The organism is Streptomyces sp. NEAU-174 (assembly GCF_052665095.1).
In genome coordinates this window covers 1-15,515 of the sequence record NZ_JBQTCE010000017.1, presented here as the reverse complement: position 1 = coordinate 15,515, position 15,515 = coordinate 1, and the positions used below count along the sequence as shown (strand labels likewise).

General features: G+C 71.7%; 16 protein-coding genes and 1 pseudogene. 8 read left to right on the top strand and 9 right to left on the bottom strand.

The annotated features are described in order from the left end of the window. Positions 1-98 precede the first annotated feature (98 nt). On the bottom strand, positions 99-971 hold the full coding sequence (locus ACT2CW_RS38215) for an SDR family oxidoreductase (RefSeq protein ID WP_445519917.1): 873 nt from the start codon (positions 969-971) through the stop codon (positions 99-101). 157 nt (positions 972-1,128) lie between these two features. Between ACT2CW_RS38215 and ACT2CW_RS38210 the strand changes: the two genes are divergently transcribed. Further along, a complete protein-coding gene (locus ACT2CW_RS38210; protein WP_445519916.1) occupies positions 1,129-1,524 on the top strand; it encodes a winged helix-turn-helix transcriptional regulator in 396 nt (131 codons plus the stop codon). A gap of 18 nt (positions 1,525-1,542) precedes the next feature. Here the strand turns inward: ACT2CW_RS38210 and ACT2CW_RS38205 are convergent, their stop codons facing one another. Beyond that, a complete protein-coding gene (locus ACT2CW_RS38205; RefSeq protein WP_414080935.1) occupies positions 1,543-2,217 on the bottom strand; it encodes an HAD family hydrolase in 675 nt (224 codons plus the stop codon). A 139-nt stretch (positions 2,218-2,356) separates the two neighbouring features. On the opposite strand from ACT2CW_RS38205, the gene ACT2CW_RS38200 reads away from it, so the two are divergent. The 4 genes from ACT2CW_RS38200 to zwf are packed head-to-tail and all read left to right on the top strand — an operon-like array spanning position 2,357 to position 8,371. Then, entirely contained in the window at positions 2,357-3,754 is a 1,398-nt protein-coding gene (locus ACT2CW_RS38200; RefSeq protein WP_445519915.1) for an FAD-dependent oxidoreductase, read from the top strand. Positions 3,755-3,800: 46 nt separating this feature from the next. Continuing rightward, positions 3,801-5,849 carry a transketolase gene (gene tkt, locus ACT2CW_RS38195; protein ID WP_445519914.1) on the top strand — a complete coding sequence of 683 codons (2,049 nt, stop codon included), beginning with the start codon at positions 3,801-3,803 and terminating at the stop codon, positions 5,847-5,849. A 27-nt stretch (positions 5,850-5,876) separates the two neighbouring features. After that, positions 5,877-6,911, top strand: coding sequence for a phosphogluconate dehydrogenase (NAD(+)-dependent, decarboxylating) (gene gnd, locus ACT2CW_RS38190; RefSeq protein ID WP_445519913.1), 1,035 nt, complete (start codon positions 5,877-5,879; stop codon positions 6,909-6,911). Beyond that, positions 6,908-8,371, top strand: coding sequence for a glucose-6-phosphate dehydrogenase (zwf, locus tag ACT2CW_RS38185; RefSeq protein WP_445519912.1), 1,464 nt, complete (start codon positions 6,908-6,910; stop codon positions 8,369-8,371). Before gnd ends, zwf begins: the two co-directional genes overlap by 4 nt. Before the next feature lie 61 nt (positions 8,372-8,432). Here zwf and ACT2CW_RS38180 read toward each other — a convergent pair whose 3' ends face one another. The 3 genes from ACT2CW_RS38180 to ACT2CW_RS38170 form a co-directional block, all read right to left on the bottom strand. Next, positions 8,433-9,197 carry an SDR family NAD(P)-dependent oxidoreductase gene (locus ACT2CW_RS38180; protein WP_445519911.1) on the bottom strand — a complete coding sequence of 255 codons (765 nt, stop codon included), beginning with the start codon at positions 9,195-9,197 and terminating at the stop codon, positions 8,433-8,435. Positions 9,198-9,379: 182 nt separating this feature from the next. Continuing rightward, positions 9,380-9,982 (bottom strand): TetR/AcrR family transcriptional regulator, encoded by a 603-nt coding sequence (locus tag ACT2CW_RS38175; protein ID WP_445519910.1) that lies wholly within the window; start codon positions 9,980-9,982, stop codon positions 9,380-9,382. 35 nt (positions 9,983-10,017) lie between these two features. Next, a complete protein-coding gene (locus ACT2CW_RS38170) occupies positions 10,018-10,620 on the bottom strand; it encodes a TetR/AcrR family transcriptional regulator (protein ID WP_445519909.1) in 603 nt (200 codons plus the stop codon). 119 nt (positions 10,621-10,739) lie between these two features. Between ACT2CW_RS38170 and ACT2CW_RS38165 the strand changes: the two genes are divergently transcribed. The 3 genes from ACT2CW_RS38165 to ACT2CW_RS38155 all read left to right on the top strand — a co-directional run bounded on the left by ACT2CW_RS38165 (position 10,740) and on the right by ACT2CW_RS38155 (position 12,888). Continuing rightward, positions 10,740-11,276: a thiamine pyrophosphate-binding protein gene (locus ACT2CW_RS38165; RefSeq protein ID WP_445519908.1), complete on the top strand. Its 537-nt coding sequence runs from the start codon at positions 10,740-10,742 to the stop codon at positions 11,274-11,276. Positions 11,277-11,362: 86 nt separating this feature from the next. Then, positions 11,363-11,893 carry a carboxymuconolactone decarboxylase family protein gene (locus ACT2CW_RS38160; protein ID WP_445519907.1) on the top strand — a complete coding sequence of 177 codons (531 nt, stop codon included), beginning with the start codon at positions 11,363-11,365 and terminating at the stop codon, positions 11,891-11,893. Between the two features lie 20 nt (positions 11,894-11,913). Next, positions 11,914-12,888: a hypothetical protein gene (locus tag ACT2CW_RS38155; RefSeq protein ID WP_445519906.1), complete on the top strand. Its 975-nt coding sequence runs from the start codon at positions 11,914-11,916 to the stop codon at positions 12,886-12,888. A gap of 77 nt (positions 12,889-12,965) precedes the next feature. Here the strand turns inward: ACT2CW_RS38155 and ACT2CW_RS38150 are convergent, their stop codons facing one another. The 4 genes and pseudogenes from ACT2CW_RS38150 to ACT2CW_RS38135 form a co-directional block, all read right to left on the bottom strand. Beyond that, on the bottom strand, positions 12,966-13,457 hold the full coding sequence (locus ACT2CW_RS38150) for a LysR substrate-binding domain-containing protein (RefSeq protein WP_445519905.1): 492 nt from the start codon (positions 13,455-13,457) through the stop codon (positions 12,966-12,968). Between the two features lie 37 nt (positions 13,458-13,494). Continuing rightward, a pseudogene (locus ACT2CW_RS38145) lies at positions 13,495-13,566 on the bottom strand (hypothetical protein); the annotation flags it as partial. Positions 13,567-13,770: 204 nt separating this feature from the next. Next, positions 13,771-15,135: a diaminopimelate decarboxylase gene (lysA, locus tag ACT2CW_RS38140; RefSeq protein ID WP_445519904.1), complete on the bottom strand. Its 1,365-nt coding sequence runs from the start codon at positions 15,133-15,135 to the stop codon at positions 13,771-13,773. Positions 15,136-15,146: 11 nt separating this feature from the next. Then, positions 15,147-15,515: SAV_915 family protein (locus ACT2CW_RS38135; protein WP_445519903.1), on the bottom strand; the 369-nt coding region annotated here is incomplete at its 5' end.

Here is a 15,515-nt window from a genome sequence, read left to right as displayed (position 1 = left end):
CGCGTCCGTTCGAGGAACAGATCAAAGCATCGACATGGCCCGTGTCTCCACACCGGACCGGCGCGGCACCGGCGACCGCCGCCGCGGTGGCACCGCGGTCAGGAGCCGAGATCCCCGGTGAGCGCGTCGGTGAGCGCGTCGGTGAGGGTGGTCGTGGGCCGGCCGATCAGACGGCTCAGATCCGAGGAGTCGGTGAAGAGCTCACCGCGCTTGAGCCCGAGGTCCGAGTCGGCGAGCACCTCGGCCAGTTCGGCGGGCAGCCCGGCGTCGAGCAGCGCATCGCGGAACCGCTCGGCGGGGAGGTCGCCGTAGACCACCTCCTGGCCGGTGGCGGCGGACAGCGCGGTGGCCAGCTCCGCGAGGGAGAAGGCGGTGTCCCCGCCCAGCTCGTACACGGAGCCCGCATGCCCTTCGGTGGTCAGGACGGTGGCCGCGGCCTCCGCGTAGTCGCGTCGCGACGCCGCGCTGACCCGCCCGGCACCGGCACTGCCGGGCACGACTCCGGACCGCAGATAGAGCGGGATCTGCGAGGTGTAGTTCTCCAGGTACCAGCCGTTGCGCAGGACGACCCCGGGCACCCCGCTGTCGCGCAGATACCGCTCGGTCTTCGCATGGGCGTCGGCGAGGATCATGCTCGCGGTGTGCGCGTTGAGGGTGCTGGTGTAGGCGATCAGCTCGGCACCGGCCCGCGCGGCCGCGTCGATGGCGCGGGCGTGGTTGTCGAACCGCTCACTGACGGTGGTCGTCGACACCAGCAGGACCTTCCGCGCCCCCTTGAACGCCTCGGTGAGGCCGGTGGCGTCGGTGAAGTCGGCCTGCCGCACCTGGACGCCGCGCTCGGCCAGCTCGGCCAGCCGGTCGGCGCTCCGCCCGGTGGCGATGATGTCGGGTGCCGCCACTCCGCGGCGCAGCAGGTCCTCCACGACGAGGCGGCCGAGCTGGCCGGTGGCTCCGGTAACGGCGATGGACATGTCTGTACTCCTGCTTCTGGTACGTGTTTCACGTGCTTCACATGGTTCGCGGGGGGCTCGAACGCCCCGTCAGAAGTACACCGGAGTGACTCCCCGTTGGGAAGTGACCACTTTTCGGTTAGGCTACTCTCCAATGGAGAGTAGGGAGAGCACGGGCATGGCGAAGGCATCGCGCACCGACTGGGACCCGTACGCCGGCGGCTGTCCGTCCCGTGAGGTCCTGGACCGCATCGGCGACAAGTGGACCGTCCTCGTCCTCGGCGAACTCGCGGAATCCGGCACCAAGCGCTACACGGCGCTGCGCCGGAAGCTGGACGGGGTGAGCGAGAAGATGCTCACGCAGACGCTGCGCGCGCTGGAGCGGGACGGGCTGGTCCGGCGGACCGTCCATCCGGAGATCCCGCCCCGGGTCGAGTACGAGATCACCGAACTGGGCGCCACGCTGCGCGAGCCGTTGGTGGCGCTGAAGAACTGGTCGATGCGGCACATGGACGAGGTGCTGGAGGCGCGGGCCGCCTACGACCGGGAGCGGGACGCCGCCGCACAGGGCTGACTCGGCCCCCGGCCGTTCTCAGGTGTGCGGGAACGGCTCGGTCAGCGATGTCAGCACATGGTCGGCCTCGGCGGCACGCAGCTCCTCCGCGGAGTAGTGGCCGCTCGCGACCCCCACCGCCGTCGCGTTCGCCGCGCGTGCGGCCTCGATGTCGCGAGGGGTGTCCCCGACCACGTAGACATCGGAGCGGCCCAGCTCGTGCCCGTGCAGCCGGGCGGCCTTCGCCATCGCCAGCCGGGTGATCTCCGCCCGGTCCGGGGAGTCCGAGCCGTAGGCGCCGAACACGAAATAGCGGCCCAGCCCGCCCGGTTCCATCTTGATCCGGGCCGCGCCCTCCATCGCGCCGGAGATGAGCCCGAGGATGATCCCCGCGTCCGTGATCCGTCGCAGGGTGTCTTCGACGCCGTCCATGACGCGATACCCCTCCGAGGTCCGGATGTCCTCCGCGAGATGCCACAGATACGCCGCGTACAGGCGGGCCATCTCATCGTGACTGGGCTCGCGGCCGAGCACGGCCCGGAACGTCTCCCGGCCGACCTGCGGATCCGTCTCCCCGGCCGAGGTGTGTTCTCCGATGTCGGCGGCCACGCCGTGCAGCCGGTCGAAGGCCCAGGCCCAACTCCGGGCTCCCGAGCCTCCGGTGTGGATCAGGGTTTCGTCGATGTCGAAGAGTGCCGCTATCGGTCCGGCCATCACACGTTCTCCTCCGGTTCCGCCTGCTTCCAGGGTGCGTGGTGGGACCGGGGGCGGCCAGTTGCGGGGCCGCGGTGTTGGTGGTGCGGTGGAAATGACGGAGGCAGCACCCCCTGGAGGACTGAGGAGGGGAGCGACCATGGGCACCACCGACCGCGGCCTGCGAGCCGACCTGCTCGTGCTCGGTTTCGGCAAGGGCGGCAAGACGGTGGCCGCCACGATGGGCGGGCTCGGCAAGCGCGTGGTGCTGGTCGAGCGGTCGGCGCGGATGTACGGCGGCACCTGCCCGAACGTCGGCTGTGTGCCGACCAAGGCACTGGTCCACCACTCCCGCAAGCGCCGGCCGGAGGATGTGCCCCAGGAGTGGTACGAGCGCTCGGTGGGCGAGGTGCAGGCGCTGACGAAGCTGTTCCGCGGTGGCAACTACGACGGGCTGAACGACATGGACACCGTCTCGGTGATCACCGGGACCGCCGCGTTCACCGATCCGCACACCGTGCGCGTCGAGACCGCCGACGGCCCCCTGACGGTCACCGCCGAGACGATCCTCATCAACACCGGATCGGAGCCGATCGTCCTCGACATCCCCGGCCTGCGGACCAGCCAGTACACTGTCACCAGCACCGAACTGATCGACACCACCATCCTCCCGGAACGGCTGGCGATCATCGGCGGCGGCTATCTCGGCCTCGAATTCGCCTCCATCTACGGGCAGTTCGGCTCCGAGGTCACCGTGCTCGAGGCGGCCCCGAAGGTGTTCGGCCTGGTGGACGACGACGTTGCCGCCGTCGCCGAGAACATCCTGGTGGAGGAGCGCATCCAGATCGTCACGGGGGCCGCCGTCACGGAGATCCGGGACGGCGAGACCTCCGCGACCGTCGTCTACGAGACGGACGGCCGGCAGCACACGCTGGAGGCCGACGCCGTCCTCGCCGCCACCGGCCGCGCACCGGCCACCCGCGGTCTGGGGCTGGACGCCGCCGGTGTGCGCACCAATGAGCGCGGCGCGGTCGAGGTCGATGAGCATCTGCGCACCAGCCGGCCGCATATCTTCGCCCTCGGAGACGTCAACGGCGGGCCGCAGTTCACCTACATATCCCTCGACGACAGCCGTATCGTCCTCGATCAGCTGCTCGGCGAGGGCAAGCGCTCCACCGACGACCGGGTCGCCATCCCGCACACCGTCTTCATCACCCCGCCGCTGGCCACCGTCGGGCTCACCGAGAAGCAGGCCCGGGCGGCCGGGCACCGGGTGAGGATCGCGAGCCAGCCGGTCGCCGAGATCGTCGCCATGCCGCGTGCGTACATCGTCGAGGACACCCGTGGGGTGATGAAGTTCGTGCTCGACGCCGAGACCGACGAGATCCTGGGCGCCGCGCTGCTCAGCGTGGACGCGCAGGAAATCATCAACACCGTCGCGCTCGCCATGCGCCACGGCATCCGGGCGGCCGAGCTCCGCAACGCCGTCTACACCCACCCCACCTCCACCGAGGCCTTCAACGACGTCCTCGCGACGATCGTCAGAGCCGACACCTAGCAGGGCGCAACAGACAACCATCGAGCGCACGGAGGGCGGCGTCGCCATGACCGACCTGGACACGCTGTCGGTGAACACGATCCGCGGACTGTGCATGGACGCGGTCCAGAAGGCGCATTCGGGGCACCCCGGAACGCCCATGGGGATGGCGCCCGTCGCGTACACACTGTGGCAGCGGTTTCTGCGCTTCGACCCCGCCGATCCCATCTGGCCGAACCGCGACCGCTTCGTGCTCTCCGAGGGCCATGCCTCCGCCCTGCTCTGGTCGCTGCTGCATCTGACCGGTGTGCGCACGGTCGACCCCGAGTACGAGGTGCTGGGGCGTCCGGCGGTGACCCTCGACGATCTGAAGTCCTTCCGGCAGCTCGACTCGCGCTGCCCCGGCCACCCCGAGTACCGCTGGACGAGCGGCGTCGAGACGACCACAGGACCGCTCGGCCAGGGCGTCGCCACCTCCGTCGGCATGGCGATCGCCGGCCAGTGGCTGGCGGCCAGGTACAACCGCGACGACTTCACGCTCTTCGACTTCGATGTGTACGCGCTCGCCGGGGACGGCTGCATGATGGAGGGCGTCTCCTCCGAGGCCGCCTCGCTCGCCGGACACCTGCGGCTGTCCAATCTGTGCTGGATCTACGACTCCAACCGGGTCACCATCGAGGGCCACACCGACATCACCTTCACCGAGGAACTCGCCGCGCGCTTCCTGGCCTACGGCTGGAACGTGACCACCGTGGCCGACGCCAACGACCTCGGCCGGATCGGCCGCGCCTTCCACTCCTTCCGCGCCGAGAGCGCGCGTCCGACCCTGATCCTCGTCCACAGCCACATCGGGTACGGCTCGCCGGTCGAGGACTCACCGAGGGCACACGGGGCGCCCTTCGGGCCGGAGGGGGTCAAGGCCACCAAGCGCGCCCTCGGCCTGCCGCCCGACGCCGACTTCCACATCCCCGACGGTGTGCCCGACTGGTTCGCACGGGGGATCGGCGCGCGTGGCGGGCAGTTGCGCAGCCACTGGGAGAAGACGTTCGACGCCTACCGCGGCGCGTATCCCGAGCTCGCCGACGAGTTGGAGCGGATCCAGCGCCGTGAGCTGCCGGACGGCTGGGAGACCGCGCTGCCCGCCTTCCCGGCCGATCCGCAGGGCCTGGCCAGCCGCGACTCCTCGGGCCAGGTGCTGAACGCGGTGGCCAAGGCGGTGCCCTGGGTGCTCGGCGGCTCCGCCGACCTGGCGCCGTCGACCAAGACCCGCCTCACCTTCGGCGGTGCGGGCGACTTCCAGCCGTATGACCACGCCGGGCGCAATCTGCACTTCGGCGTACGGGAGCACGCGGCTGCCGCGGTGGCCAACGGAATGGCGCTGACGAAGCTCCGTCCGTACTGGTCCGGGTTCCTGATCTTCTCCGACTACGCCAAGGCGGCCATTCGCCTCTCCGCGCTGATGGAGATCCCCACCGTGCACATCTTCACCCACGACTCCATCGGGGTCGGCGAGGACGGACCCACCCACCAGCCCGTCGAGCAGCTCGCGGGGTTGCGCGCCACGCCCGGGCTGCTGGTGTTCCGCCCCGCCGACGCGAACGAGGTCGCCGAGACGTGGCGGGTGGTCGCCGGTCTCCGCCGGGCCCCGGCCGCGCTGGTCCTCTCCCGCCAGCCGCTGCCCACCTTCGACCGCACCCGGCTCGGCGCGGCCACCGGTGTCGCGTGGGGCGCCTACGTCCTGGCGGACGCGGACCGGGGCGAGCCCGAGGTGATCCTGCTCGCCACCGGCTCCGAGGTGGCACTGGCCCTGGCCGCGCACGAGGAGCTCACCGCCGAGGGCATCGCGTCCCGCGTGGTGAGCATGCCGTGCTGGGAGCTGTTCGACCGTCAGCCGCGCGAGTACCGCGACCAGGTGCTGCCGCCCTCGGTCACGCGCAGGGTCGCGGTGGAGGAGGGCTCCACGTTCGGCTGGGACCGGTATGTCGGCGCGGACGGGGCCGTCGTCGGCATGCACACCTTCGGCGCCTCCGCACCCCTCAAACAGCTGCTCACGAAGTTCGGATTCACCCCCGAGCGCGTCGCGCAGGTGGCGCGCGAGCTGGTGGCCCCGGGCTGAGCGGACGATGACGCGACAGGAGAGCACATGGCTACCGACACCCCTATGCAGCTCGGCATGATCGGGCTCGGCCGGATGGGCGCGAACCTCGTGCGCCGGCTGATGCGCGACGGCCACCGCTGTGTGGTCTACGACGTCAGCGAAAGCGCCGTACAGGAGATGGAGGGCGAGGGCGCCGTCGCCGCCCGCTCGCTCGGCGACCTGGTGGCGAAGCTGGAGCGGCCACGGGCCGTCTGGCTCATGCTGCCCGCCGCCGTCGTACAGCCCACCCTCGACCAGCTCACCGGGCTCCTCGACCCGGACGACGCGGTCATCGACGGTGGCAACTCCTACTACCGCGACGACATCACCCGCGCGGCACAGCTCGCCCCGCACCGCGTCCACTACCTGGACTGCGGAACCTCCGGCGGGGTCTGGGGTCTTGAGCGCGGCTACTGCCTGATGATCGGCGGTGAGGACGGGCCCGTCACCCGGCTCGACCCCATCTTCCGCACCATCGCGCCCGGCACCGGCTCCGCCGAGCCGACACCGAACAGACACGCCGACGGAACGGCACCGGAGGGCTATCTCCACTGCGGCCCCAGCGGAGCCGGCCACTTCGTGAAGATGGTCCACAACGGGGTCGAGTACGGCATGATGGCCGCGATCGCCGAGGGGCTCAGCATCATCCACCACGCGGACGCCGGCTTGCGCAAGCGCGCCGCGGACGCGGAGACCACTCCGCTGCGCGAACCGGAGGCGTACCAGTACGAGATCGACGTCGGCGAGGTGGCCGAGGTGTGGCGCCGCGGCTCGGTCGTGGGCTCCTGGCTCGTCGATCTCACCGCCGACGCGCTGGCCCGGTCGCCGAAGCTGGACGAGTTCACCGGGCGCGTCTCGGACTCCGGCGAAGGGCGCTGGACGGTACGGGCCGCGATCGACGAAGGCGTGCCGGCCGCCGTGATCAGCACGGCGCTCACCGACCGCTTCCAGTCCCGGGGCCTCGGCGAGTTCGCCGACCGGGTGCTGTCCGCCATGCGCAGCGAGTTCGGCGGACACGCCGAGAAGAGGAGCGGGCGATGACGGCGCCGGACGACCATGTGATCGTGCTCTTCGGCGCCACCGGCGACCTCGCCAGGCGCAAGCTGCTCCCCGGGCTGTTCCACCTCGCCGCCGCGGGACTCCTCCCCGACGGCTACCGCGTCGTGGGCTCGGCCCCGACCCGCTCCGCGATGAGCGACGACGCGTTCCGCACCCACGCCCATGACGCGGTCGCCACCTTCGGACGGTCCAAGCCGACCGGGCCGGTGTGGAAGTCCTTCGAGGAGTCGCTGTCCTTCGGCGCGGCCGACCCCCAGGACCCCGGGGCGCTGCTCGCGGCCGTACGGGCGGCGGAGGACTCCCTCGGCGGGCCGTCCCGCAGACTGTTCCACCTGGCCATTCCGCCCTCGGCGTTCGCGTCCACCATCGGCATGCTCGGCGACACGGGCCTGGCGGCGGAGAACGCGAAGGTGATCGTGGAGAAGCCGTTCGGCACCGATCTGGCGTCGGCGCGGGCGCTCAACGAGACGATCAACGCCGTCTTCGACGAGTCCCGGGTCTTCCGCATCGACCACTTCCTCGGCAAGGAGTCGGTGGACAACATCCTCGCCCTCCGCTTCGCCAACGGCATGTTCGAGCCCAACTGGAACCGGGACCACATCAGATATGTGCAGATCGATGTGCCCGAGACGCTCGGCCTGGAGGGCCGTGCCCACTTCTACGAGGGCACCGGGGCCTTCCGGGACATGATCGTCACCCATCTGATCCAGGTGCTCGGCATCGTGGCGATGGAACCACCGGTCTCGCTCGCCGCCGGGCCGTTGCGCGACGAGAAGGACAAGGTCTTCGAGGCGCTGCGCCCCATCGGGCCCGAGGACGTCGTGCGCGGCCAGTACGAGGGCTACCGCGACGAACCCGGGGTGGCCCCCGACTCGACGACCGAGACGTTCGCCGCGCTGCGGGTGGAGGTGGACAACTGGCGGTGGGCCGGGGTCCCGTTCCATCTGCGCTCCGGCAAGAACCTCGCACAGGGCCGCCAGGTGATCACCCTCGGACTGCGCGAGCCGCCCCTGCGGATGTTCCCGGCCGACCTCGCCGACCAGGAGCGGAACCGGGCCAACAAGATCGTGATCGACTTCGGGGACCCCGGGTGGATCGCCGCCCGCTTCCTCGCCAAGGAGCCCGGCCCCGCCATGCGGCTCGAACCGGCCACGATGACCTTCGGCTACGCCGGGTCGTTCTGCGAGGAGAACGGGCTCGAGGGCTATGAACGCCTCATCCTGGACGCCATGCTGGGCGACCAGTCGCTGTTCACCCGGGCAGGTGGCATCGAACGCATCTGGGCCGCGTCGACCCCCCTCCTGGAGAACCCCCCGCCGGTCCGCCCTTACGCCCCCGGCTCCTGGGGCCCCGAACCGGCCGTCAGCGAACTGATCGCACCCTACTCATGGCATCTGCCGGACGCGGCCGAGGTTATGCCCGGCACGTTCGGCACCGGCTGAAGAGCGCGTCGCGGGGGGCTTGGTGGACGGCCATGTCCACGGCTGCCCCGCCACATGATCGCTACGCCGCGATGACGGCCGCCGTGGTGCGGCCGCCGTCGACGTCCAGCACGATGCCGTGGACGAACGCGGCCTCGTCGCCCGCGAGATAGACCGCCGCGTGCGCGATGGCCTCCGGACTTCCGACGCCCCCGGCCGGGGTGCCGTTCATCATGGCCTCGCCCGGGTGCACCTCGCCGGGTACGGGTGTGTGGACCACTCCCGGAGAGATCGCGTTCACTCGCACACCCCGCGGGCCGAACTCGGCGGCCCAGGCCCGTGTCAGGGTCTCCATCGCGCCCTTGCTGGAGCTGTAGAGCGCGCCGATGGGAATGCCCAGCCGGGCGATCCACGACCCCAGGTTGACGATCGCCCCGCCGCCGGCCTCGGCCATCGCCGGAGCGATCGCGGCGGTCAGGAAGAACGGCGCCTTCACATTCACCGCGTAGACGTGGTCGAAGGACTTCTCGTCGGTGTCCGCGGTGCTGTCACCGGGGTAGACCCCGGCGTTGTTGACCAGGACGTCGATGCCTCCGCCCAGAACGGACGCCGCCTCATCGGCCAGGGCGCGTGAGGCCTCCGCGCTTCCGTCCAGATCCGCCCGTACGAAGTCGGCCCGGCCGCCCCGCGCACGGATGGCGGCGACCACCTCCGTGCCCCGCTCGGCGCTGCGCCCGGACACCACCACATGCGCGCCCTCGGCGGCGAACCGCTCCGCGATCGCCCGCCCGATGTTGCTCGTCGCACCGGTGACCAGCGCCCTCTTGTCCTGCAACCGTCCACTCATCACGCACTCCCGCACGCTCGTTCTCCGCACCGTGGATGCCCCGCGGGTCCGCCGGGGCCATGCCACTGTGCGAAGAAAAAAATGGACTTGCAAGTCCACTATCCGGGGTCGCTCAGGGCCGCGGTGGCGCGCCTTTCCGTCCCGTGGCGCTCAGGCCGCCGCGGCGCGCTTGTCCGTGGCGCTCAGGCCGCCGCGGCGCGCCGCAGATCCCCGATGCCCTGATCGAGCGCGGCCCGCAGATGGTCGGCTCGGCCGGTCGACTGGAGAATCAGCACACCACCCTGGATGCCCGCCAGCAGCGCGGCCGCGCGGTGCTCGACATCCAGCTCCGCGGGCAGCTGCCCGGCCTTCTGGAGGGCCCGGATGCCGGTGGCCAGGGACTCCTGCCACTGCCGCATCAACGTCACGACGACATCCCGGGCCCCCGGGGTGGAGCGGCCCAGATGGAGGACGAGCGAGCCCAGCGGGCACTCCTCGCCCTGCTCCGCATAGCGCTTGACCACCTGATCGCGCCACCGCTGCCACGCCTCCCAGGAGTCCAGGCAGCCCAGATACGGCTGCTGGTCCGCCAGGACCTGGTCTGCCTCGTGGCGCGCGACCGCCAGCAGCAGCTCGTCCTTCCCCTCGGGGAAGTAGTGGAACAGCTGGCTCTTGCTGGTGCGTGTGCGCGCCATGACGTCGTCGAGCGTGGCCACCGACACGTCCTTCTCGCGCAGCACCGCGGCCGCGCCCTCGACGATCCGGCTCCGGGTGGCCTTCCCCTTCGCCGTCAGCTCCTTGCGCATGGTGCGCCCCTCTCGACTGGACTGACTGGTCCAGTCTATTGCATTTCGGGTGCCGGCCAGAGCGCCCGGGCGGCGTCGGGCAGGCCGTCGACCGCGTCCGGGCCGAGCGTGGCGAGCTGGAGGATGTAGCCGGGCACCGTGGAAGTGATCAGTTGGGCGAGTGAGTCCGTCGCGGCGTCCGCGGGCAGCTGGCGGACGTCCTGATGCTCCCGCACGATGGCGGCGAGGTCCGCCGTCGCCTCGGTGAGCGCGGTCTTGAGCCGGTCGGCGAGCGTCGGGTTGCGCAGGGATTCGGACCAGGTCAGCAGCGCGATGGCGGCGAAGCCGCTCTCCGTGTGCTTCGCCCTGATGACCTCGAAGAGATCGGCGATCGCCTCGCCGACTCCGGCGGCGGGCCTGCGCTCGGCCTGGCGGCGGGCCTGTTGCACCACCTCGGCCAGGTTCTCCTCGGCGATTGCGATGATCATGTCCTGCTTGCTGGAGAAATACCGGTAGAGCGACCCCGAGGACACCCCGGCCTCGGCGAGCAGATCCTGCATCGACGTCTCATGGAAGCCGTCCCGGACGAAGCAGCGCCGCGCCGCGGTCAGGATCTCCGCTCTGCGGGCGTCGAGGTACTCCTGGCTCACCTTCGGCATGGCGCCAGGCTACATCAAAAGCGATCGATCGTTCATCTTCTCCTTGACGGTGGGTGACGAGCGAGGCAGTGTGGAGAAATAAGAGAACGGTCATTCGTTTTTTTGGCAGGAGAACGCTTGTGGCGACAGCCAGTGGAGTCGTGCCCCGGGTTGCGCATGACGTTGCTCGCGCGCTGAAGGACAGCGGCGTCGACCGGGTCTTCCTGATCACCGGTGGCGATCTGTGGCTCTGGCGCGCCCTGCGCGATCACGGCATCGAGATGTGCCTGGCCCGCAGCGAGGCCGCGTCCGTGGTGATGGCCGACGCCTACGCCCGGGTCACCGGCAGGCCCGCCGTCGTATACGGGCAGTGGGGGCCGGGAGCGGCGAACGTCGCCGCCGCGCTCGCGGACGCCCGATGGGCCCACAGCCCGCTCGTGGCACTCACCAGCACCGTCTCGACGCGGGTCGAGTACAAGTACGAGTACCAGGAGCTCGACCAGCCGCCCATGTTCCAGTCGGTGACGAAATGGCAGGCACGGGTCACACGGGCGGACCGTGCCGGGGAGCTCGTCGCCCAGGCGTTGCGCGTGGCGGGCGGGGGAGCCCCGGGAGTCGTCCTCAACGCGTACGACGTACCGGCGGGAAGCCCCGGTCCCACGGAAGCAACCCCGTGACCCCGTGACCCCGTAACCCGTAACCCGTAAGGAGGAGAAATCCCACGTTCGAGGATCCCGGGGACTTCGGGACGTTCGGCCGCTACGTGGAGACACCGGTCGACGCCATGCCACCGGAGATGCGCCGCGCGTACGCGTACACGCGGCGGCTGCGCGGCCTGGTGCCCGGCCCGCACAAGATCTGGCTGGCCAACCCCCGGCTGCTGACGGCGATCGTGCCCACCGGTGCGTACTTCCAGACGGACTCGTCGCTGTCCAAGGCGGAGATCGAGATCGTCACGAACGTCGTCACCGGCCACTGGCGCTCGGCCTACGCCGCCTATGAGCACGAGAAGATCGGCGTGGCGCTGGGCGGTCTCGACCCGCGGAAGGCGGCGGCCATCGTCGCGGGCCTTCCCGCCTCCTTCGACGACCCACGACAGCAACTCGTGTACGAACTCGCGTCATCGCTGGTGGGGCGGCGTGTCATTCCCGTCGGGCTGTACCGCCGGGCCAAGGAGACGATCGGCGACACGGGCATCGTCGACGTCACCGTGCTGATGGGCTGGTTCACCGGTGTGTCGCTGACCCTCGCCGCCTTCGACGTGCCGTCGAACGCGGTCGGCCTGGACCAGTGAGAACCGGAGGAAGGACGACCATGGAATCCGCAACCCTGCACACCGTCGCCGAGTTCCCCGAGCACTCCTTCCTGGAGAATCTCGCGGTGCGCAGCGACAACTCGATCGTCGTGACGTCGCTCAACCACAAGCAGCTGTGGCTGATCCCGGCTGCCGGTACGACGGACACCCCGGTCGAGCCGATCCTCCTGCACACCTACGACCACCTCGTCTCGGCGGTCGTGGAGACCGAGCCGGATGTGTTCCACGTGGCCCTCAGCGACGGCTACACCACACACGCGTCGTATCTGAGCCGGGTCGATCTGCGTGGCCGGTCACCCGGCGCCGCCCCCGCGATCGAGACGGTCCTCACCTTCGACTCCCGGGTGCGGGCCCTGAACGGGGGCTGTCGGATCGCCCCGGGCGTCCTGCTGCTGGCCGACTGCTTCGGCGGCTTCGTCTGGCGGGTCGATCTCTCCGCCACCGGTGGCCCGGCGACCGCCGACGTCTGGCTCGCCCACCCGAGCATGGAGCACGACCCGCGCAGCACCATGAGGCCGCCGCAGCCGGGCGTCAACGGGGTGCGCTACGCGGAGCGGACCCATCACCTGTACTACACCTCCACGGCGCAGCGGTTGTTCATGCGGGTGCCGGTCGACCCCGACACCTTCGATCCGGCCGGGGCGCCGGAGCATGTCGGCGGTGGCACGATGGCCGACGACTTCTGCCTCGACGAGGACGCGGGCGTCGCCTACGTCACGACGCACCGTCAGAACACCCTCGACCGCGTCCGGCTGGACGGGCCGCCGGACCAGCCCCGGGACATCGTCCTCGGCGACCCCCTGGACCTGCGGCTCCTGGGGCCGTCGAGCATCGCCTGGGGCCGCGGCCCCGGTGAGTACGGACGCGTGGCCTACCTGATCACCGACGGCGGGACCACCGCCCCGCCTCCGGACGGCCGTGCGCGCCGCTCGAAGGTCCTGCGTATGGAGCTCGCGCGGTCAAGGCCGTCGTGAGGTTGAGCCGCCGTAAGCCTGGGCCGCCGTAAGCCGTAAGCCGTAAGCCGTAAGCCGCGCGCCGTCGGCCGAGGCCGTCAGCCGGAGTCGTCGACCAGTTCGGCGGCTTCCTGTCGCAGGGCGTGCGCCACCGCGTTCGCCGACGCCGTGGCGGGGCTCGGCGCGTGTACGAGGCTGACGCGCCGCCACTCCTCCGCCACGCCCTCGACGGCGATCAGACGCACACCTGGCGGGACGGCGGGAAGCAGTGCGGGTGGGGCCGTGGTGATGCCCGCCCCGGCCGCCACCAGGTGAAGCTTCGTCAGCCAGTCACGGACGGTGTGGCGGACCCGGGGCCGTCCCGGCAGCCCCGGCCAGACGCCGAGCAGTGGCTCCTCCGCGGCGGCCGGGCCGGCGATCCACGGCTCGCCCGCGATCTCCTCGGCCGTGACGCTGTCGCGCCCGGCGAACCGGCCGCTCGCCGCCACCGCCACGGTCAGCCGGGTCTCGAACAGCGGCTCCACGCGCAGCGGCGGGGCGTCGGTGTCGGGGGGAGCGGTGGGGTGGCCTGGAGGACAGCAGGGCGACATCGAGCGTGCCGGTGCGTAGCGCCCGTACCAGCGACGGGGTGGTGCCTTCGCGTGTGCTCACCCGGATCCGGGGGTGCTCCCGGCGCAGGGTCGCCAGGGCGCGGGCCACGATCACCGCTCCGGCGGTGGGGAAGAAGCCGAGCCGGACCGGGCCGTCCGCCGCCTCGCCCCCGCGCAACTCCCGGTCGGCCGCGTCGAGCGCGTCCAGCGCGACCACGGCGTGCCGCAACAGGGCGCGCCCCTCGGCGGTCAGCCGCGCCCGGCCCGGGGGAGGGGCGACGGGATCGCCGCCCCTCCCCGGGCGCTGCGCCGGCTACAGACCGACGTCGCGGCCGCGGATGTCGTCCAGCGACTCACGCCGGATCAGCAGCCGCGCCCTGCCGTCCGCCACGGCGACCACCGGTGGGCGGCCGACCAGGTTGTAGCCGGACGCCATGGACAGGTGGTACGCGCCCGCCACCGGCACCGCGAGCAGATCGCCGGGGCGGATGTCGCCCGGCAGCTCCGCCTCGCCCGCCAGCACGTCCCCGGCCTCGCAGTGGCGTCCGGCCACGGTGGTGGTGGTCGGCGGCGCGGTGGTGGCGCGGCCCACGAGCCGGGGCGCGTAGCGCACTCCGTACAGCGCCGGGCGGGGGTTGTCGCTCATCCCGCCGTCCACGGCCACGAAGGTGCGGTGTCCGGTGCGCTTGATGGCCAGGACCCGGTAGAGCGCGACTCCGGCCGGTCCGACGACGGCGCGGCCCGGTTCGACGATCAGCCGTGGCACGGGCAGCCCGGCCGCGGCGCAGCTGTCGGCCAGTTCGGCGCGCAGCCGGGGGCCGAGCGCGGCGATGTCGAGGACGGGCTCGCCGGGGCGGTAGGCGATGCCGTGCCCACCGCCCAGATCCAGCTCGGGGAGGGTGACCCCGTGCTGCTCCCGGACCCTGGCCAACAGCCCGACCATGCGCCGTACCGCCGCCAGATAGGGCTTGGCGGAGGTGATCTGGGAGCCCAGGTGGCAGTGCAGGCCCACCAGTTCCAGGTGCGGCTGGTCGAGGATCCGGGCGATGGCGTGGTGCGCCGAGCCGTCGGTGAGCGACAGGCCGAACTTCTGGTCGTCGGTGCCGGTACGGACCTTGGCGTGGCCGCCCGCGGCGATGCCCGGCGCGACCCGGACCATGACCTTCTGACGGCTGCCCTCGGGCACGGCGACGGCCAGCCGGGCGATCTCCGAGGGGCTGTCGATGACGATGCGCCCGACCCCGAGGCGCAGGGCGGCCTGGAGGTCGTACGGGCTCTTGGCGTTGCCGTGCAGCACGATGTGCTCGGGCGGGAAACCGGTGGTGACCGCGAGCTCCAGCTCGCCGGCCGAGCACACGTCCAGGCCCAGGCCCTCCTCCGCCGCCCAGTGCGCCATCGCGCGGCACAGGAACGCCTTGGCGGCGTAGAGGACGGCGGCCTCCGGGAACGCCTCACGGTAGGCGCGGCAGCGGGCCCGCACCTCGGCCTCGTCGAGGAGGTACACCGGGGTGCCGAAGCGGTCCGCGAGCTCGGTGAGCGACACTCCGCCGACGGCCAGGTCGCCGTCGGCGAGCGGGACGGTGGAGGCGGGCCAGACGGACAGGGCGCCGTCGCGGGGTGGGGTGTGGGGTGTGTGGGGTGCGGGGTGTGCGGTGCCCGGGATCAGTAGCGTGGCCATGGCGTCCTCCCTCAGCCGAGCGATGGGCTGAGGAGCCCGACGGGGGTGGCGGCCCCCGCCACCGGTACGGCGCCGAAGGCCCCTCCGAGCGTGGCGTCGCGGCGGTGCGGTGGCGCCGGGGGCGCGACTGCGGGTGTGGCGGCGTGGCGGAGCTCCGACGCCGGCGGTGCGATGTCGCGGACCGCGAGGCGCGGGTCCACGGTGAGCGAGGTGGCGCCGAGCGGCTCGGCGAGGGCGCGCAGCGCGGATTCGCCGAGCCGGATCCACGGCTGCCGGGCACCGAGGACCGCGGCGAGCCGCCGCCGGGTGGAGAAGCCGACGGCGGTGCGGCTGCCGTGGGGCGTACGGAAGAGACGTACGGCGCAGCCGGCGGGTCCCGG